Origin of the sequence: Mycobacterium spongiae, from assembly GCF_018278905.1 — a bacterium.
Lineage (GTDB): Bacteria > Actinomycetota > Actinomycetes > Mycobacteriales > Mycobacteriaceae > Mycobacterium > Mycobacterium spongiae.
The window spans coordinates 3,078,908-3,098,456 of the sequence record NZ_CP046600.1; the positions used below are offsets into that span (position 1 = coordinate 3,078,908).

The 19,549-nt window shown below is 66.4% G+C and carries 16 protein-coding genes; 6 read left to right on the forward strand and 10 right to left on the reverse strand.

The genetic code is table 11. The features are described 5' to 3' along the window. Positions 1–48: 48 nt before the first annotated feature. Positions 49–1,296, forward strand: a complete 1,248-nt coding sequence (locus tag F6B93_RS12555; RefSeq protein WP_211695398.1) for an HNH endonuclease signature motif containing protein — start codon at positions 49–51, stop codon at positions 1,294–1,296. Here F6B93_RS12555 and F6B93_RS12560 read toward each other — a convergent pair. From F6B93_RS12560 to cmtR, 3 genes are all read right to left on the reverse strand, one after another. Further along, positions 1,293–3,629: a heavy metal translocating P-type ATPase gene (locus tag F6B93_RS12560; protein WP_211695399.1), complete on the reverse strand. Its 2,337-nt coding sequence runs from the start codon at positions 3,627–3,629 to the stop codon at positions 1,293–1,295. The genes F6B93_RS12555 and F6B93_RS12560 overlap by 4 nt on opposite strands. Then, the gene (locus tag F6B93_RS12565) at positions 3,613–3,897 is read right to left on the reverse strand and encodes a DUF1490 family protein (RefSeq protein WP_211695400.1); all 285 of its coding nucleotides are present in this window, start codon (positions 3,895–3,897) and stop codon (positions 3,613–3,615) included. Before F6B93_RS12565 ends, F6B93_RS12560 begins: the two co-directional genes overlap by 17 nt. Positions 3,898–3,978: 81 nt before the next feature. Beyond that, positions 3,979–4,338 carry a Cd(II)/Pb(II)-sensing metalloregulatory transcriptional regulator CmtR gene (gene cmtR / locus F6B93_RS12570; protein ID WP_211695401.1) on the reverse strand — a complete coding sequence of 120 codons (360 nt, stop codon included), beginning with the start codon at positions 4,336–4,338 and terminating at the stop codon, positions 3,979–3,981. A gap of 177 nt (positions 4,339–4,515) precedes the next feature. Between cmtR and F6B93_RS12575 the strand changes: the two genes are divergently transcribed. Next, positions 4,516–6,876: an arylsulfatase gene (locus tag F6B93_RS12575; RefSeq protein WP_211695402.1), complete on the forward strand. Its 2,361-nt coding sequence runs from the start codon at positions 4,516–4,518 to the stop codon at positions 6,874–6,876. Between the two features lie 27 nt (positions 6,877–6,903). Then, a complete protein-coding gene (locus F6B93_RS12580; protein WP_211695403.1) occupies positions 6,904–7,632 on the forward strand; it encodes a hemerythrin domain-containing protein in 729 nt (242 codons plus the stop codon). Here F6B93_RS12580 and F6B93_RS12585 read toward each other — a convergent pair. The 3 genes from F6B93_RS12585 to F6B93_RS12595 all read right to left on the reverse strand — a co-directional run bounded on the left by F6B93_RS12585 (position 7,629) and on the right by F6B93_RS12595 (position 10,942). Continuing rightward, a complete protein-coding gene (locus F6B93_RS12585) occupies positions 7,629–9,200 on the reverse strand; it encodes a PE family protein (RefSeq protein ID WP_211695404.1) in 1,572 nt (523 codons plus the stop codon). The two genes, F6B93_RS12580 and F6B93_RS12585, sit on opposite strands and share 4 nt — an antisense overlap. A gap of 207 nt (positions 9,201–9,407) precedes the next feature. Beyond that, a complete protein-coding gene (locus F6B93_RS12590) occupies positions 9,408–10,037 on the reverse strand; it encodes a TetR/AcrR family transcriptional regulator (RefSeq protein WP_211695405.1) in 630 nt (209 codons plus the stop codon). Further along, positions 10,037–10,942 (reverse strand): oxygenase MpaB family protein, encoded by a 906-nt coding sequence (locus F6B93_RS12595; RefSeq protein ID WP_246540736.1) that lies wholly within the window; start codon positions 10,940–10,942, stop codon positions 10,037–10,039. The genes F6B93_RS12590 and F6B93_RS12595 overlap by 1 nt, the downstream gene beginning before the upstream one ends. A gap of 304 nt (positions 10,943–11,246) precedes the next feature. Here F6B93_RS12595 and F6B93_RS12600 point away from each other — a divergent pair, with 304 nt between their 5' ends. Then, a complete protein-coding gene (locus F6B93_RS12600; RefSeq protein WP_211695407.1) occupies positions 11,247–12,128 on the forward strand; it encodes a universal stress protein in 882 nt (293 codons plus the stop codon). A gap of 145 nt (positions 12,129–12,273) precedes the next feature. Further along, positions 12,274–15,006 (forward strand): cation-transporting P-type ATPase, encoded by a 2,733-nt coding sequence (locus F6B93_RS12605; protein ID WP_211695408.1) that lies wholly within the window; start codon positions 12,274–12,276, stop codon positions 15,004–15,006. A gap of 21 nt (positions 15,007–15,027) precedes the next feature. Here F6B93_RS12605 and F6B93_RS12610 read toward each other — a convergent pair whose 3' ends face one another. The 4 genes from F6B93_RS12610 to F6B93_RS12625 all read right to left on the reverse strand — a co-directional run bounded on the left by F6B93_RS12610 (position 15,028) and on the right by F6B93_RS12625 (position 17,927). Then, the gene (locus F6B93_RS12610) at positions 15,028–15,414 is read right to left on the reverse strand and encodes a hypothetical protein (RefSeq protein WP_211695409.1); all 387 of its coding nucleotides are present in this window, start codon (positions 15,412–15,414) and stop codon (positions 15,028–15,030) included. Further along, positions 15,411–16,154, reverse strand: coding sequence for a methyltransferase domain-containing protein (locus F6B93_RS12615; RefSeq protein WP_211695410.1), 744 nt, complete (start codon positions 16,152–16,154; stop codon positions 15,411–15,413). Before F6B93_RS12615 ends, F6B93_RS12610 begins: the two co-directional genes overlap by 4 nt. A 42-nt stretch (positions 16,155–16,196) precedes the next feature. After that, positions 16,197–16,538: an ArsR/SmtB family transcription factor gene (locus F6B93_RS12620; protein ID WP_211695411.1), complete on the reverse strand. Its 342-nt coding sequence runs from the start codon at positions 16,536–16,538 to the stop codon at positions 16,197–16,199. 123 nt (positions 16,539–16,661) lie between these two features. After that, positions 16,662–17,927, reverse strand: coding sequence for an APC family permease (locus F6B93_RS12625; protein WP_211695412.1), 1,266 nt, complete (start codon positions 17,925–17,927; stop codon positions 16,662–16,664). Positions 17,928–18,081: 154 nt separating this feature from the next. Between F6B93_RS12625 and F6B93_RS12630 the strand changes: the two genes are divergently transcribed. Next, entirely contained in the window at positions 18,082–19,524 is a 1,443-nt protein-coding gene (locus tag F6B93_RS12630; RefSeq protein ID WP_211695413.1) for an NAD(P)/FAD-dependent oxidoreductase, read from the forward strand. The last annotated feature ends 25 nt before the right edge of the window (positions 19,525–19,549 follow it).

Here is a 19,549-nt window from a genome sequence, read left to right on the forward strand (position 1 = left end):
CTGTCACGGTTACCCAGACTTGTCGTAGCCGACTGCTTTGATGCAGTTATGTCCTCGACCGCATCCACCAGCGCCGTTGGGGTGCGTCCTGATGAGCGCCTTGAGGTGTTGTTCGAGGAGTTGGCGGAGTTGACCGGCCAGCGCAACGCCATTGATGGGCGCATCGTGGAGATCGTCGCCGAGCTGGAACGCGACGAACTGTGCGGCGCCACGGGTGCGCGGTCGATCCCGGCGCTGGTGGCCTGGAAGACCGGCTCGTCATCAGGCAACGCCCACACGATCGCCACCGTCGCGCGCCGGCTGCAGGAGTTTCCGCGCTGCGCGGCGGGCATCCGGGAGGGCCGCCTGTCGCTGGATCAGGTCGGGGTCATCGCGGCGCGGGCCAGCCAGGGATCCGATGAGCATTATGCGGAGCTGGCCGGGGTCGCAACCGTCAACCAGCTGCGCACCGCCCTCAAGCTCGAACCACGACCCGAACCCGAACCCCGGCCCGAACCGCAGCGCTCGGTCATCAAGGTCACCGACGAGGAGTTCAGCTGTTGGCGGATCACACTTCCCCGCCTGGATGCGGCGAAGTTCGACGCGGCATTGCAGTCTCATCTGGATGCGCTGATCGCCCAGTGGCGCCGCGATCACGACAACCGCGATCGCCCGTCCGATCAGGCGCCCCCGGTGCCGAGCGTCGCCGAGGCGTTTATGCGCCTGGTCGAGGCAGGATGGGACGCCGAAGCCACCCGCCGCCCCCACGGGCAACACACCACCGTGGTGATGCACCTCGACGTGCACCAACGCGCCGCAGCACTGCACCTCGGCCCGCTGCTGTCACAGGCCGAACGCCGCTACCTGATGTGTGATGCCACCTATGAAGTCTGGTTCGAACGCGACGGTGAGGTCATCGGCGCCGGGCGAGCGACCCGCCAGATCAACCGCCGGCTTCGCCGCGCCCTCGAACACCGCGACCGGACGTGCGCGGTACCCGGCTGCGGGGCCAGTCGCGGTCTGCACGCCCACCACATCCGGCACTGGGAAGACGGCGGACCCACCGAGCTGGCCAACCTCGTGCTGGTCTGCCCCTATCACCACCGGCTCCACCACCGCGGCATCATCACCATCACCGGACCCGCAGCCCATCCCACCGTCACCGACGGCGCCGGCCAACCCCTGAGCCCAGGATCGCTCGCGCGCCCACCGATGAAACCCCCGCCGGCGGTCCCACCGTGCCCCGGACCCACCGGCGAACGCGCCAACTGGTGGTGGTACCAACCCTTCCAACCCCACCCACCACCAACAAACTAGCCTGCACGGGTCCGTCCGGATGGCCCCGGCAATTGTTTGATTCGTCCGGCGCGCACGCCATTGGCGATCACGACGACCTCGGTGAACTCGTGCACGAGCACCACCGCAGCCAGACCTAAGGTCCCGAACATCGCCAACGGCACCAACACCCCGATGATCGCCAGGGACAATCCGACGTTTTGCATCATGATCTGACGCGAGCGACGGGCGTGGCGCAGCACTCGGGGCAGGTGCCGCAGGTCCTGTCCCATCAGGGCGACGTCGGCCGTCTCGATGGCGACATCGGTTCCCATGGCGCCCATGGCGATTCCCAGGTCCGCGGCGGCCAACGCCGGGGCGTCGTTGACGCCGTCGCCAACCATCGCGGTGGGTCGCATTCCGGTGCACAAGAGGCATATCTTCGCAGCACTTAGCCGGCCGATGAGGTGAGCCTTGTCCTCGGGGCGCAATTCGGCGTGTACGTGCTCGATTCCTGCTTGGGAGGCCAAAGCGCCAGCGGTGGCATGGTTGTCGCCGGTCAGCATCGTCACCTGGTAGTCGTCGGCGCTGAGGGTGGCGACGACCTCGGCGGCTTCAGCCCGCAGTTCATCGCGAACGGCGATGGCACCAAGCAACCGCTCGTCGCGTTCGACGAGAACCGCTGTGGCCCCGGCTTGCTGCATGCCCGCTACCCGATCGGCGAGCTCGGCGGGGTCCAGCCAGCCGGGCCGTCCCACTCGGACGACATGTCCGTCGAGGTGACCGGTCAGCCCGGCCCCCGGGGTGGCTTGCAGGTCACTGGCGGCGATGGCCGGCGTCGGCGTTGCGGCAAGAACGGCCGCCGCCAACGGATGTTCGCTATGGGCCTCCAGCGCCGCTGCGACTGCCAACACCTCGTCGCGGGTGGCACCGTTGGTGGTGGCGACGTCGATGACGACCGGCCGGTTGGCAGTCAACGTCCCGGTCTTGTCCAAGGCGATGCCGCGAATCGTGCCCAAGACTTCCAGAGCCGCGCCGCCCTTGATGAGCACCCCGAGTTTGGACGCGGCGCCGATGGCGGCCACCACAGACACCGGAACGGCGATGGCTAGCGCACATGGAGAGGCCGCGACCAGCACCACCAGAGCGCGTTCGATCCAGACCGCCGGGTTACCAAAGATGCTGCCAGTCGCGGCAATCAGCGCGGAAGCAATCATGATGCTCGGCACCAGCGGCTGGGCGATGCGATCGGCCAGCCGCTGACTGGCGCCCTTGCGGGCCTGTTCAGCTTCCACGATGTGCACGATCCGCACCAGCGAGTTGTCCGCCGCGGTCGCCGTGACCGCGACCCGCAGCACACCGGAACCGTTGATCGACCCGGCGAACACTTCGTCACCGGGCCCGGCCTCCACCGGCACCGATTCGCCGGTGATTGCCGAGACATCCAGGGCAGTGCGACCGGCACTAATGACGCCGTCAGTAGCCAGACGCTCCCCGGGTTTGACGATCATCTCGTCGCCAATGCGCAGTTCGCTCGGGTCGACGACAGTTTCTGTACCGTCGCGCAGCACGGTCGCCCGATCCGGCACCAGCGACAACAGGGCGCGCAGACCTCGGCGGGTCCGCGCCACGGCGTACTCTTCCAGTCCCTCGCTGATGGAGAACAGAAACGCCAGCGCGGCGGCCTCGCCCACGTTGCCGAGTGCGACGGCACCGACCGCGGCGATGGTCATCAGAGCACCGACACCGACACGGCCCTGCGTCAGTCGTTTGAGGCTCGAGGGAACGAACGTCGAGGCACCCACGGCCAGCGCACCGGCTTTCAGTCCCAGAACGACGACCGGCCCGGCCGGGCCTGCCCACGCAGCAATCATCGAAGCGCCGAGTAGCGCCCCGGACACCGCGGCCCGTCGCAGCTTGGAGACTTGCCAAAGCCGTTCAGGCTCAGGGTCATCGGAGTCGTCGTCGCCACAACAGACATCGCCCGTGGGCGCCGACCGCCCAGCGGCGGCTGGGCGCACGCCGGTCACGGTTCGCGTGCTCCAGTCGACTATTTTCTGGAACACGCCGGGCTTGCGGTGGTCCGTGGAACGCGGAGCACGTGCGGGCAGCGCGTCCGCGGGAATGTGCTGGGCGTCGGCGATGGCCTCCAGGATGGCGGCGGTGTCGCAGTCAGCAGGCGAATACCAGATCACCACCGATGCCGTTCGGGGATGGACGTGCACCGCACGAACCCCTGCCACGGTGCCAACCGTTTCCTCGATTGCGACAGCGCGAACCGCGTCGACACGAAGCCCCTTGGCCTGTACCCGCATCCGCCCGGCAGCATCGGATGCGACGGTCAGCGGGACGCCGGTGTCAGCAGTTGTCGTCATCGTCGGCCTTGACGAAAGTCGGCACAAAGGCCTCTTCACCGATCCGTTCGCGCGCCTCGGCAACGACGTCGGCGACCTTCAGCCGGGCCGATTCGGCGACCCCTTCGGCATGCCGGGTTCCGCGCAAACTCCACTCCGTCGCGGTCACCGCCGCCCGGCGAACGGGAGCCGCACCCACCGCTTTGCGCAGCGCTTCGTAGGCGCTCACGCCGACGAATCCGGTAACCACCGCGCCGGCGGCCTTGACCAATAGTTGTTGGGTAATCACTGCTAAACCTCCTTGAATGCCGTCCTATCAACACAATTCAGCGACACCGGTGTGAATGGCACCGGGTCGTGCGTAGTCAATTCATCGACCAGTAGAAACCTCGGCGGCCTCTCCGAACGGGACGTGCTCGGCTGGGCACGGCTCGTCGGTGTCCACCGCGAGAACGACCTGGACCAACTCCCCCAACGCGCGGGCCAGGTGCGTGTCGGAGAGCGCATACCGAACCTGCCGGCCCTCATAGGTTGCGACGACGAGCCCACAACCCCGCAAACAGGACAGATGGTTGGAGACGTTCGATCGGGTCAGCCCGAGGTGTTCAGCCAGCTGGCCTGGGTAGCACACGCCATCGAGCAACGCCACGAGAATGCGGCACCGGGTCGGGTCCGCCAAGGCTCGCCCAAGGCGAGCCAGCGCTGATTCGCGGGTCTGTGATGTCAGCATGTGATTGATAGTACAGCTTTTACTGTTATAACAGCAAGCACTGAATTATTCGCAGTGATCTGTCGCGCGGGTACCTAGAGGACGTAAGGTTTTGCTGTCACCCCCAGCCAGGTCAGCGTCCCTCCGGTCGGTCCGTGTTGAGGGGCGGGCCGGCGCGCCTGCTACGTGAGGACAGCCATGACATCGCGGTTGCATTTGCCGATTCCCAGTACCCCACGAACGGGTTTGATCACCTATGACGCGAAGGACCCGGACACGTCCTATCCGCCCATCGAGCAGGTCCGTCCGCCCGAGGGCGCGCCCAACATCGTGCTCATCTTGCTCGATGACGTCGGGTTCGGGGCGGCAAGCGCGTTCGGCGGCCCGTGCCATACCCCGACCGCTGAGCGGTTAGCGGCGGATGGGTTGAGATACAACCGGTTTCACACAACCGCGTTGTGTTCGCCGACTCGCCAGGCGTTGCTGACCGGACGCAACCATCATTCTGCGGGTATGGGCGGGATCACCGAAATCGCCACAGGATCGCCGGGATACAGCTCGGTGCTCCCCAACACGATGTCACCGATCGCCCGCACCCTCCGCCTCAACGGCTACAACACCGCCCAGTTCGGCAAATGCCACGAAGTGCCCGTATGGCAGACCAGCCCCGCCGGGCCGTTCGACGCCTGGCCGACCGGCGGCGGGGGTTTCGAATACTTCTACGGCTTCATCGGCGGCGAGGCGAACCAGTGGTACCCGACCCTGTTCGAGGGCACCAACCCGGTCGAAGTGACCCGCACGCCCGAGGACGGGTACCACTTTATGGAAGACATGACCGACAAGGCGATCGCATGGATCGGCCAGCAGAAGGCCCTCGCGCCCGACAAGCCGTTCCTCATGTACTTCGCGCCGGGCGCGACACACGCCCCGCATCACGTGCCTCAGGAGTGGGCCGACAAGTACCAGGGCGCATTCGACGACGGCTGGGATGTGTTGCGTGAACAGACATTCGCACGCCAGAAACAACTCGGGGTGATTCCGCCCGAGGCGGTCCTCACCGCCCGGCATGCCGAGATCCCCGCATGGGACGACATGCCCGAGGATCTCAAGCCCGTGTTGCGCCGCCAGATGGAGATCTACGCCGGCTTCCTGGAGTACACCGACCACCAGGTGGGCCGGCTCATCGACGCCGTGGGGCGGCTCGGCCAGCTCGACAACACCCTGGTGTACTACATCATCGGCGACAACGGCGCCTCCGCCGAAGGCACCCTGCACGGCACGTTCAACGAGATGCTGAACTTCAATGGAATGGCCGCGATCGAAACTCCGGAATTCCTGCAGCGCCACATCGACGAGTTCGGCGGGCCGCAGTCCTACAACCACTACGCGGTGGGGTGGGCGCATGCCTTGGACACCCCATACCAGTGGACCAAGCAGGTCGCTTCCCACTGGGGCGGCACCCGCAACGGAACGATCGTGCACTGGCCCCGCGGCATCACCGCCAAAGGCGAGATGCGTTGGCAGTTCCACCATGTCATCGACGTCGCCCCAACCCTGCTGGAGGCCGCCGGCCTCCCCGAGCCGCTGTTTGTCAACGGCGTGCAGCAGCACCCCATCGAGGGGGTCAGCATGCTCTACACATTCGACGACGCTGCGGCACCCGACCGCCATGAAACCCAGTACTTCGAGATGCTGGGCAACCGCGGCATCTACCACAAGGGATGGACGGCGGTGACAAAGCACGGGACACCATGGCACATGATGGGCGGCGAAAGACCTGCGTTCGATGACGATGTATGGGAACTGTATGACACGACTGTCGACTGGACCCAAGCCAACGACCTCTCCCAGCAGATGCCTGACAAGCTGCACGAACTACAGCGGTTGTGGCTCATCGAAGCCACCCGCTACAACGTGCTACCCCTTGACGACAACATCGCCGGTCGGATCAACCCCGATCTCGCTGGCCGCCCGGTGCTCATCAAGGGGCACACCCAACTTCTGTTCGCCGGAATGGGACACCTCTCGGAAAACTGCGTCCTGAACCTCAAGAATAAGTCGCACTCGGTGACCGCCGAGATCGACGTGCCCGCCAGCGGCGCCGACGGCGTGATCATCGCCCAAGGCGGAAACATCGGCGGCTGGAGCCTCTACGCCAAGGACGGCAAGCTCAAGTACTGCTACAACCTTGGCGGCATCACACGCTTCTACGCCGAGGCGGGAACGCCGCTGACCCCCGGTGCCCATCAGGTGCGGATGGAGTTCGATTACGCCGGCGACGGGCTGGGCAAGGGCGGCACCGTGACCCTCTACACCGACGGGCAGCAAGTCGGCCAGGGAACCGTCGAAGCCACACTGCCCAACGTCTACTCCGCCGATGACGGCTGCGATGTCGGCATGGACTCCGGAGCGCCCGTCTCACCCGACTACCCCGCCGCCAACAACGCTTTCAACGGCCGCGTCCGCGGGGTGCAGCTCGCGATCGCTGACGCCGCGCAGGCCGAGGGCCACCTGGTCTCCCCCGAGGACGCACTGCGGATCGCGATGGCCCGGCAATAGTGCCCGACAACAGTGGAGGTGTGGACCGTGACAGAGCAGGCTCCCGCGGCCGTAGGCCGTCGTCGTCTTCTGGAGATCTCCGTGTCGGCGGCCGGTGCGGTTGCCCTATCAGCCTGCAGCAGCTCCGAACCCAGCTCCGGCCCCGACGATCCCGCTCCAGTCTCAGCCGAAGAAGTGGAAGTCACACCCCCCGAGGACTTGATGCGCGAACACGGAGTGCTCAAGCGCGTCCTGCTGATCTATCGAGAGGGGATCCGTCGCCTGCAGGCCGGTGAGCCGATTCCAGCTCAAGCCCTCAATGCGAGTGCCGGGGTCATTCGAAGCTTCATCGAGGACTATCACGAACCCTTGGAAGAACAGTACGTCTTCCCCAGGCTCGAAGAGGCGGACAAATTCACCGACCTCACGACCGTTTTGCGCACCCAACACGAGCGTGGCAGGGCGCTCACGGACCGAGTGCTCGCCGCCACAACGGGAACCGGTGGCTCCGATCAGCCCGCGCGCGATGCTTTGGTGGCGGACATGTCGGCGTTCATCGTGATGTACGAGCCGCATGAGGCGCGCGAAGACACCGTCGTTTTCCCCGGATTACGGGATGTGGTATCCCCGGCCGAGTTTCGCGACATGGCCGAAATCTTCGAAGACGAGGAACACCAGCGATTCGGCCAAACCGGCTTCCAGGGCGTGGTCGATAGTGTCGCCGATATCGAAAAGAGCCTCGGCATTTACGACTTGAGCCAGTTCACCCCGCGCTAGCCCGCAGTTCCGGGAGCGCCGAACAGCAGCCCGCCAGCGCCGCCGGCCCCGCCGGTTCCGTTGGTCACCCCGGTGCCACCGGCCCCGCCGTTGCCACCGTTGCCGATCAGCACGGCGTTGCCGCCGTTGCCGCCATCGCCGCCCTCGCCGTCGAGGTTGCCGTTGCCGCTGCCGCCATCGCCGCCTTGCCCGCCGATGCCGCCGTCGCCGAACAGCAGTCCGCCACCCCCGCCGCTAGCACCGTTGCCGCCGTTGCCGCCGTCACCGGGAGTGCCGATGGCCAATGCGCCGTCGCCGCCGTTCCCACCGGCCCCGCCGGCCCCACCGGCCCCGAACAGCAACGCCGCGGCCCCGCCGACCGCACCGGAGCCTCCGGCGCCGCCGTTGCCTTCGTTAGCAGAACTCAGGCCGCCGGTGCCGCCCTGTCCGCCGACGCCGCCGGCCCCACCGTTGCCGAACAGCCACCCCCCGGATCCCCCGACAGCGCCGCTGCCCCCTTCGCCGCCGGTGCCGCCGTCCTCCGCCAGGCCGCCGCCACCCGTGCCGCCCTCCCCGCCGGCGCCGCCGGCGCCACCGTCGCCAAATAGCCACCCCCCGGACCCGCCGACAGCGCCGGTACCGCCGGACCCGCCGACGCCGCCTTCGACGCCGACACCGCCTTCGCCGCCGATGCCGCCTTGCCCGCCGGCGCCGCCGGCGCCGAACAGACCGCTGGCACCGCCAATCCCACCGGTACCACCGGTACCTCCAGTCGAACCGAAGAGGCCGCCGGCAGCATCGGCGCTGCCGCCGGCGCCGCCAATGCCGCCGGCACCACCGTCGCCCTGCAGCCACCCGCCGTTCCCACCGGCACCCCCGGCACCCCCGGTGTTCCCAGTCAGGGCGGCGGCCTCGGAGCCGGCCCCGCCCGCCCCGCCGATGCCGATCATCCCGGCACTGCCTCCGTTGCCGCCGGGCAAGCCAATCCCGGTAGCCCCGGTACCGCCGGCCCCGCCAGCCCCACCGTTGCCAAACAACAGCCCGCCGCTGCCGCCGTGACCGCCGAACAAGCCCAGGGCCGCACCGCTGCCGCCGGCGCCGCCATTGCCAATCAGCCCGGCATCGCCGCCGGCCCCGCCGGGCCCGCCGGCCCCGCCGTTGCCGAACAACAGCCCGCCATCCCCGCCGGCCTCCCCTGGTGCCGTCCCGTTGGCGCCGTCGCCGATCAGCGGGCGACCCAACAGCGCCTGGGTCGGCGCGTTGATGAACCCAAGCACGTCTTGCTCGACGCTTTGCAGGGTCGCATTGGCGGTGGCCTCCGCCGCGGCATACGAGCCCTGGCTTGCTGTCAGGGCCTGCACGAACTGCTGATGAAATACCGTCGCCTGGGCACTCATCGTCTGATAGGCCTGGCCGTAGGCAGAAAACACCGAAGCAACCGCCGCCGATACCTCATCCTCGGCGGAGGCCAAGATCCCCGTCGTCTGCGCCGCCGCGGCCGCATTGGCCGCGCCCAGCGTCGAACCCAGACCAGCCAGGTCGGCAGCCGCCGCCCCCATCACCTCTGGCATCGCGATCAGAAACGACATGACGCACCTCCACGGAACCGGCCTAGCACCCGGTCGCCATCACGAGACGGTTAGCCCATTCACATGTACCACGCTGAAGCCTGACGGGAGCGTGAATTAGCGCATTATTAGGCAACCATGGCGTCGAGTGTTCGATAACGCCCTACGACATACGCACTAGCCCGAGGTTCCAGCTGCCAACCGGGGCCGGAGCCTTAATTCGCCTAACTACTCGCGTCCGACGGCGTGCTCGGCGATCGGGGTCAGGACGAGATGGGCGAACTGGCGCAGCTCGGCCTCGTCACCGAAGTCGGGATCGGTCGGCGGCATCGAGATGTAGGTCAAGAACAGCCGCGCGAACACGTCCGCCGCCCAACGCTGGTGCTGCGATGGTTCGCCGGGCTCGTCGCCGTGCAAGTAGTTGGCGAGGAACATCGACCCGAGCGCAAGGATCTTGGCGTTCTCGGCCGGAGGCAACGCCTCGTCGGTGTGTGCAGCACGGCGCATCATCGGGTGTGCCCGGGCGAAGGTGACTGCCGCAATGAACGCCTCCGCGACGCCCTCGCGGGGATCTTCCGCGTGCTCGATGCCGTTGGCTACAGCCGCGAGGAAACGCTGGGTCTCGCGCAGCGCCAGGGCCGCGACGATGTCGTCGCGGCGCGGGTAGCGCCGGTAGACGGTCATGCGGGCGACGCCGGCGCGGCGCACTACGTCCTCGACGGTGAACCGATTCATGCCGACGCTGGCCGCCTCTTGCAGTGCGGCATCGATGATGCGCTGGCTGGTGCGATCGGCAGCCTCGTCGACACTGCCGGCGGTCGAGGCGGAGCTGACCAGCTCGATGAGAGAGTCGGCCATCACGGGACCGCCACCGGTTCGCAGATGGCCGCCGCCCGTTGCCGAGCCAGGTCGACGTAGGCCGGTTTGTCGAACGCCCACCGCAGGGTCTGCACGTTGAGCCGCAAAAAGGGGCCGATAAGGCTGCGGGTCATCACCGACGGCCGGTCGAAGCCGGTCAACTCCCGCGCCCAGCGCGGTGCGTAGCTCATTCCGGCATAGACGGCGAGCACATGCAGGGCGCGGTCTGCCGCGGCCGGCAGCGTGGGCAAGAAGGGAGCGGTCAGCAGGAAGTCGATGAACTCACGGGTCTGCGCGGTGACGCCGAGCTTCGGCCGCATAGCAGCGACGAAGTCGTTCAGCTCAGCGACCGAGGCGGGCACGTGCTCGGCTCCCCCCATTCGGCCGATGACGGCCTGCTCGGCGAGGTATCGGTCTTTCTCGCGTTCGGTCAGAGGCCGGTTGGTCCGCTCGAACGTGTGCATGATCATCCAAGGGATGCAGGTGTGCACCCAGGCGATCAGTTCTGGGTCCAGGGCGCGGTAGCCGACGCCGTCGGGGCGCACGCCGGTGACGAAGGAGTGGATGTGCTTGACCCGCTCGATGGTCGCCGTCGCGGCAGCGGTGTTGCCGAACGTGGTGGCCAGGACGTAGCCGAGGGTGGCCCGTGCCCGTCCGAACGGGTCCTGGCGGTAGCTCGACATGTCCTGCACGCCGGCGATGACCGATGGGTGCAGGATCTCGAGAACGATGGTTGCCAGGCCAGCCTGCGACACCGCCGCCAGATCGGCGTGGAGCTCCCAGGAAACGCTGTTGGGACCGATCAGGCCAGGGTCCCCGGGTGGTCCGCCGTAAATCTGCGGGTCGTCGTGCCGGCCGTTGGCCGTCTCGAAATCGGCGACGATGCGCCGTCGAAGGGCCTCCATCGCATCCTCCTCGTGGGCGGTATTCATGATATGACCGACAACTTATTAATACCACAACACGCTGAGATTGACCTGGATGCCACGGCGCGATGATGGACACTCGATCCGCCCGAAGAGCATCACTTGGCGAGCCTGCTACGGCGGTCCCCTAGCGTCAGGGGTACCCGAAACGAATTCGCCCTCGCTGCCTGCCTCGCCAATGCGGTAGAGATGAACTAGTGGATGTTACGACCCAGCGAGTTCGACCCGGGTCGGCGCCACACATGAGCCGGTGAGGCCGGCACAGTTTATGAGGAGGTATGCCTTGCCAGTGGGTGCGATCGTGGGCTACGACGGCTCGCCGAGCGCGAACGCCGCGATCGATGCCGGCACGTTGCTGTTTCCGGGGGCACACGGGTGGATCACCTACCTGTGGGTCCCCCCATTCGCCAGCGATGCGGTGCGTCATCGAGTGCGAAGCATCACGCGCGATACCCGCGAGGCGACCGAGATGGTCGAGCGGGAGGGGCAGCGCCAAGCCCAACGGCTGGTGGAAATGGGAGTGACGCTGGCTGGCGCTGCGGGATGGGACGCCGAGCCGTTGCTGAAACGTACCTGGGGCGCCGAAGGACTGCGCTTCGCTCAGACCGCAGAAGAAGTCCACGCCGAGCTGGTGCTCGTCGGCTCTCGCGGGCACGGTGGCACCCAAGCGGTACTCGGCAGCGTTGCAGACATGGTCGTGCGGTCCTGTGCGCGACCCGTCGTCGTCGTCCCGTATCCGATGTTGACGGCCGAATGGGCTGGGCTGCCGGAAGGGCCGGTGCTCGTGGGTTGGGACGGCTCGCCCGGTGCCGAAACGGCTATCACGTCAGCCAGAAAGCTGTTCACTCAGCGGGATGTGGTGCTGGTCGCGGTCGACGAAGACCACAACGTCACGCCGCCGCCGGCCGATCCGGCCGTGACTGGAGGCGGCGACATCGTCCGGCTCAGTGTCGATCGCAAGCATGGCTCCCACGCGCGGGCCGTCTCGGACGCTCTCATCGCGGCCGCCGAGGACCGCGGTGCGGCCGCCGTGGTCGTCGGATCACAGGGGCATTCCGCCGCACGAGACATCCTGCTCGGCAGCGTGGCCATGGGAACCTTGCACCACTCGCACCGACCGGTCATGGTGGTGCCGAGCGGGCGCGCGGTCCCGACGCAATCGTAGTCGGCCTCATCCGGCCGCTGAACCACAGACCGGCTGAACCGCAGGCCTTTTCACCAGGTGGTGACCTTCGGCTCTCATCGGCCAACCGCCCCGTTTGGCAGGCTCGAACGAATCAGCGGTTGACATTCCTTGTGAGGTGAGGCGAGTGTCGATATCCGTGTCCACCACGGCGGCCCATCACGGGTTGCCCGCGCACGAAGTGGTGCTGCTGCTCGAGACAGATCCGCACCGCGGACTGTCCGGCGACGAAGCAGCCGAGCGCCTAGAGCGCTTCGGGCTCAACAGGTTGCCGCCGGCGGCAACCGCAGGATTGCTAGTACGCATCCTGCGCCAGTTTCATCACCCGCTGATCTATGTCCTGCTCGCGGCCGGGATGATCACCGCCGGCCTGAAAGAATTCGTTGACTCTGCGGTGATCTTCGGTGTGGTCATCGTCAACGCGATCGTCGGTTTCATTCAGGAATCGAAAGCCGAGTCAGCGCTGGAGGGCCTGCGGTCCATGGTGCGCACGCGGGCCAAGGTGGTGCGCGACGGCCGCGAGCGCATCGTCGCCTCCGACGAGTTGGTTCCCGGCGATCTTGTTGTCCTCGAAGCCGGTGACAAGGTTCCCGCCGATCTGCGGCTCGTACGGGAAAGCGAATTGTTCGTGAACGAGTCGGCGCTGACGGGCGAGTCGGCACCGGTGTCAAAAGACGAGGTCGTGCTGCCGGAAACTACCCCGGTCGCTGATCGGCGCAATATTGCCTATTCCGGCACCCTGGTAACCGCCGGCGATGGCGCCGGCATCGTCGTGGCGACCGGTGCCGAGACCGAACTCGGTGAAATTCATCGCCTCGTCGGTGCCGCCGAGATTGTCCAGACACCGCTGACGGCAAAGCTGGCGTGGTTCAGCAAGATTCTGACTATCGCCATCCTGGGCCTGGCAGCGGTCACGTTCGGCGTGGGATTGCTGCGTTCCCAGGATGCCGTCGAAACGTTCACCGCAGCAATCGCCCTGGCGGTCGGGGCAATTCCCGAGGGTCTCCCGGCCGCCGTCACCATCACGTTGGCCATCGGCATGGCCCGAATGGCAACGCGCCGCGCCGTCATCCGCCGCTTGCCGGCGGTCGAGACGCTGGGCAGCACCACGGTCATCTGCGCCGATAAGACCGGAACGCTGACCGAGAACGAAATGACCGTTCAGTCGATCTGGACACCCCACGGCCTGATTCAGGTGACCGGAACCGGATACGCACCGACCGGCGCGCTGTGCGACGCGAACGGTGCGCCGGCTGATGTCGACGCCAATGCGGCACTTCGCTGGTCACTGTTGGCCGGTGCCTGCACCAACGACGCCGCACTTGCTCACGAGGGCACGCAGTGGCAGATCGTCGGCGATCCCACCGAGGGCGCAATGCTCGTCGTCGCCGCCAAGGCGGGATTCCACCCGGAGCAGCTCGCCGCGACCATGCCACGGGTGGCTGCGATCACGTTTAGTTCCGAACGCCAATACATGGCCACCCTGCATCGCGGCGAGTCAAACCATGTCGTGTTGGCCAAGGGTGCGGTGGAACGGATGCTGGATCTGTGCAACGCCCAGATGGGCGCCGACGGCGCACTGCAGCCGCTGAATCGCGCCAAGGTGCTCAGCGCCGCGGCGATGCTGACCTCTCGTGGGTTGCGGGTGCTGGCTACCGCCGTCCGGGCCGACGCCGACCCCTCCGACGACTTCGACGAGGCGTCGTTGCCGGGCTCGCTGACGTTGACCGGCCTTCAGGCGATGAGCGATCCGCCGCGAGCCGCCGCCGCGTCCGCCGTCGCCGCCTGCCACAGCGCCGGTATCGGGGTCAAGATGATCACCGGTGACCACGCCGGTACCGCCACGGCGGTCGCGACCGAAGTCGGGTTGCTCGACGGCGACGGGGCGACCACCCCCGGCTCAATCCTTACCGGCACCGACCTGACCGCGCTGAGCGCCGAGGAGTGCCCAGACGCGGTGGATCGGGCCAGTGTGTTCGCCCGGGTCTCACCGGAGCAAAAATTGCGGTTGGTCCAAGCGCTGCAATCCAAGGGGCACGTCGTCGCCATGACCGGTGACGGCGTCAATGACGCCCCGGCACTGCGCCAGGCCAGCATTGGTGTCGCGATGGGTCGCGGCGGCACCGAGGTCGCCAAAGACGCGGCCGATATGGTGCTGACTGACGATGACTTCGCCACCATTGAGGCCGCGGTTGAAGAAGGCCGCGCAGTGTTCGACAACCTGACGAAATTCATCGCGTGGACACTGCCCACGAACATCGGTGAAGGACTAGTGATCCTGGCCGCCATCGCATTTGGCGCTGCCCTGCCGATCCTGCCCACCCAGATTCTGTGGATCAACATGACCACCGCGGTCGCGCTCGGCCTCATGCTTGCTTTCGAGCCCAAGGAAGCCGGGATCATGACACGTCCACCACGCGACCCCGGCCAGCCGCTGCTGACCCGTCGGCTCGTTACCCGGATTCTTCTGGTTTCCACGCTGCTGGTGGCGAGCGCGTGGTGGCTGTTCGAATGGGAGCTTGGCAATGGCGCCGGGCTGGACGAAGCACGCACGACGGCGCTCAACCTGTTCGTCGTTGTCGAAGCGTTTTATCTGTTCAGCTGCCGGTCCCTGACTCGATCGGCCTGGCGGATCGGTGTGTTCTCGAACCGTTGGATAATTCTCGGCGTCACCGCGCAGGCCATCGCTCAGTTCTGCATCACGTATCTGCCGGCGATGAATATGGTGTTCGGCACCGCACCGATCGGTGCCGACGTCTGGATACGCATCGTCGCGGTCGCGGCGGTTGTCACCATCGTGGTGGCCCTGGACAAGCTGCGGCACGCTGCTGCGCCGGCCATGTCTCTGTCCAGCCCATAGCGGGTCGCGAAGAGCGCCGATTCAGAGGCCGCTGCGTTGCAGGGCGTCGGTGACTATTCGCTTGAGCTGGTCGAGATCGTCGGCGGCGTTGATCTCCTCCGAGGTGAGCACTTGGGTCAGTTCGTTGCCGGTCGTTTCCAGAAAGGCGGCCGGACAGTCGACGACGTCGTTGGGGTGCGCCGCATGAAATGTCGATCGGAACTGGAAGTCGACGTCGATAGCCAAGTTGGCGACGAAACGTCGCCACCCCTTGTCCTTGATGAGCCCGGAGTAGGTGATGTCGCACAAATGACAGTCGGTGGTCCCGGTCTTGATCGCCGAGTAGACGTCACGCAGCATACTCAGCGGTGTGGCATCGACGTTGTAGACGAACACCAAACGGGCCGGGGTCGAGGACTCGAGCGTCATGGGCGTCGAGCCCGCACAATGGCGCCGTGGAAACCGGGACCGGTGTCGTGCGTGTACTGGATGCTCGGTTCCGCCAACCCAGCCTCGGTCAGGAGCCGCAGGTACGCACTGTGTTGCAGCGCGCCGGCGCCGCAGTCGGCCCATTGAGCACGATCCGTCGCGGGGTCAGCGACCTTGTCGGGGTCGTCATCGGCGACCACGTCGGAGATCGCGACTCTGCCACCGGGGCGCAGCACCCGAGCGATTTCGGCGAATACCGGCGCCTTGTCCGGCGCAAGGTTGATCACACAGTTCGAGATGACGACATCGACCGAGGCGTCCGGCAGCGGGATGCTCTCAATCATTCCGGGCAGGAACTCGACGTTGGTGATCCCGGCCTCGGCCGCGTTGGCGCGGGCGATGTCGAGCATCTCGTCGAGAAAGTCGATCCCGAATGCCTTGCCAGTTGGCCCAACTCGTTTGGCCGACACAATCACGTCAAGGCCGCCACCGGAGCCGAGATCGAGCACGGTTTCGCCCGGCTTCAGGTCGACCATCTCGTGCGGGTTGCCGCAACCCATCGACAGGTCGGCGGCGGCCGATGGGACCTGCGCGAGCGTGTCGCCGTCGTATCGGCTTGCGCCCCAGCGCTCATCGCCCGCCAGCTCCGCGGCCCCGGTTCGAGCCGCCTGGCGATAGAAGTCGCGGACGTCATCATGGACGGCACCGTGTTCGGCACTGTGGATATCGCTGCTGGTCATTGGTGCGCTCCGATTCTCTTGGCGAGCTTGGACTTCAGGACGTCACTGCTGAACTTGGGTTTCATTGATGAACTCGGCCGGTATGCGACCCATGACGACATCGACCGCAGACGGGAAACACGCCAGGCACTTGGTGTTGATCCGCCACAGGCTTGACGTTCCTTGCTGATCAGCAAGAACGAACCGCACATCAGCCAACTTCGCAAGGTGATGCGAAATCGTCGACTGGCCCACGTCGAGGCGCTCGGTGAGCTCGCCAACGGTCATGGGGGCCTTGGCATTCGCCAATAGGTGCAGGATGAGCACCCGCGTTGGATCGCCGAGGGCACGAAACCATGACGCCCACTCGTCGGCTGTCGTCCGGTCAAGTATTGTCGCATTCATCGATAATCGACGATAATCGATTAATGCGGCTCGGTCAAGATCGCCCCCTCACCGGGGCCGGACCCGTCAACCAGATCCGGACGGATGACCGCTTGGGCGGCTATCAGATTCATCCCGGCGCGCTCAACGACCCAGGATGCGGCGCGCACCATAGGCGGCTCCGCCGACGAGGATCACGGCCGCCCCGGAGATCACCGAGGACAGCGGCAACGCGAACGCGACGACGACGCAACCGATCAGTCCGACGACCGGGATCACGCGCCGCGGCCGACCCTCATCGAGCCCGAGGGTAAACGCCGCGGCATTGGCGATCGCGTAGTACACCAGGACGCCGAAGGACGAAAAGCCGATCGCACCACGAATGTCCGCGGTGGCCGCCAAGACCGCAACGATTGCGCCGACAACCAGTTCGGCGCGATGGGGCACCTTGAACCGAGGGTGCACGGCGGCTAGGGAGTGCGGCAGGTGCCGATCGCGCGCCATCGCCAAGGTGGTGCGTGAGACACCGAGAATCAAGGCCAGCAGCGCGCCGAGCGCGGCCACCGCGGCGCCTACCTGAACCACGGGGACCAGCCAATTCACCCCCGCCACCTGCACGGCCTCGGACAACGGCGCGGGCGCATCGGCCAGTCGCTGCGGACCCAACACGGTGATCGTGGCCACCGCGACGACGGCGTACACCACCAAGGTGATGCCCAGTGCCACCGGAATGGCACGCGGGATGGTGCGGGCGGGATCCCGCACCTCCTCCCCCAGGGTGGCGATGCGGGCATACCCGGCAAAGGCGAAAAACAAGAGACCTGCAGCCCGAAGTATCCCCCACGCCGGCGCGTCTGGACCGATCTCGAGTCGCCCCGCATCCGCGACACCCGAGGTGAACGCGGCAACCACGACCGCGGCCAACACCGCCAGAACCACCACGACGATCGACCGAGTGAGCCAGGCCGACTTGTGTATCCCGGCATAGTTCACCGCGGTCAGCGCCACCACCGAGGCGACGGCCACCGCATGTGCCTGCGCCGGCCACGCATAGAAGCCGACCGTGAGCGCCATCGCCGCGCAGGATGCGGTTTTGCCGACCACAAACGCCCACCCCGCCAGATATCCCCAGAAGTCACCCAGCCGCATCCGGCCATAGACGTAGGCGCCTCCCGAAGCCGGATAGCGGGCGGCCAGCCGCGCCGACGAGCTTGCGCTGCAGTAGGCCACCACGGCGGCTACCGCCAAACCGACCAACAGCCCGGAACCGGCCGCGCGCGCTGCGGGCGCGAGGGCGGCGAAGATTCCGGCGCCGATCATCGACCCCAGCCCGATCACTACCGCATCAAAGAGCCCCAGTCGCCGGCGCAGCTCATCCGGGACTACGGGTGGGCTCGGCAAATCACTCATGTCTGAACTCCCACGTACACGCCAACCGATATTACGGCCCTCGATATCGGCTATTGATATTAGTAGCCGAACACGGCCAGGCCTGCGTTGCCCCGGCCGATCGTTAGTCGGATCCAATCGCGGGCTTAGACTCCAACTGCCGCGAAGGAGGGTTATGACAGAGCCTGCGCACGGGCTTGCGCACGGGCCAGCGAAATCCCTGGAGACCGACTACCTCGTGGCAGGTGCGGGGGCAATGGGCATGGCGTTCACCGACACGGTCGTCACCGAGTCGGAGGCGCACGTCGTCATCGTGGACCGCGCATGTCAACCTGGTGGACATTGGACCACCGCCTACCCCTTCGTTCGCCTGCACCAGCCCTCGGCGTACTACGGGGTGAATTCACGAGCCCTGGGCCACAACACCATTGACCGCGTCGGATGGAACCAAGGACTCAACGAGCTCGCACCGGTGGGTGAGGTGTGCGCCTACTTCGACGCGGTGATGCAACAACAGTTTCTTCCGACGCAGCGCGTCTCGTACTTCCCGATGAGTGAGTATCTGGGCGACGGACGGTTCCGGACACTGGCAGGCGCCGAATATCACGTCACCGTCAAGAAGCGGGTTGTCGATGCCACCTACCTGCGCGCCATCGTGCCGTCCATGCGGCCCGCACCGTATTCGGTGGCACCCGGCACCGATTGCATCGCCCCCAACGAACTACCCAAGTTCACCACGCGCGACCGGTACGTCATCGTCGGCGCCGGCAAGACCGGCATAGATGTCTGCCTGTGGCTGCTTCGACATGACGTCAGCCCCGACAAACTGACCTGGATCATGCCGCGCGATTCCTGGCTGATCGACCGGGCCACGCTACAGCCCGGCCCGACGTTCATCGACCAGTTCCGGTCCAGCTATGGGGCCACGCTCGAGGCGATCGGGGAAGCATCCTCAGCGGAGGACTTGTTCGAGCGGCTGGAGTCGGCCGGAACCTTGCTGCGCCTCGACCCCTCGGTGCGTCCCCGCATGTATCGCTGCTCGACGGTGTCGCATCGTGAACTCGAGCAATTGCGCCGCGTCCGCGACATCGTCCGAAAGGGCCACGTCCACAGCATCGAGCCCACCACGATCGTGCTCGACGACGGATCGATTCCCGCGCTGCCCTCGGCGCTGTATATCGACTGCACCGCTGACGGGGCGCCGCAACGTGAAGCCAAGCCCGTCTTCGACGGCGACGCCATCACCCTGCAAGCGGTGCGCGGCTGCCAACAGGTGTTTAGCGCCGCGTTCATCGCGCACGTCGAATTCGCCTACGACGGTGACCAGCTGAAAAACGACCTCTGCATGCCGATTCCCCACCCGGACTGCGATTCGGACTGGATGCGGCTCACACAATCCGATCTCCGCAATTTTCACCGATGGCTGGACGACCCCGAGCTCACCGACTGGCTTAGCTCAGCACGGTTGAACCTGCTGTCTGACCTGCTTCCGCCGCTGTCGCACAAACCGCGGGTGCGCGCGCGCGTCGTGTCGATGTTCCAAAAAAGGTTGAACACCGCCATCGCGCAGCTGGAGACGTTGCGCAGCGCGGCCCCGGCAGCGGCTGAACAACGCTAGCGGACGCCACAGGACGCCAGAGGAG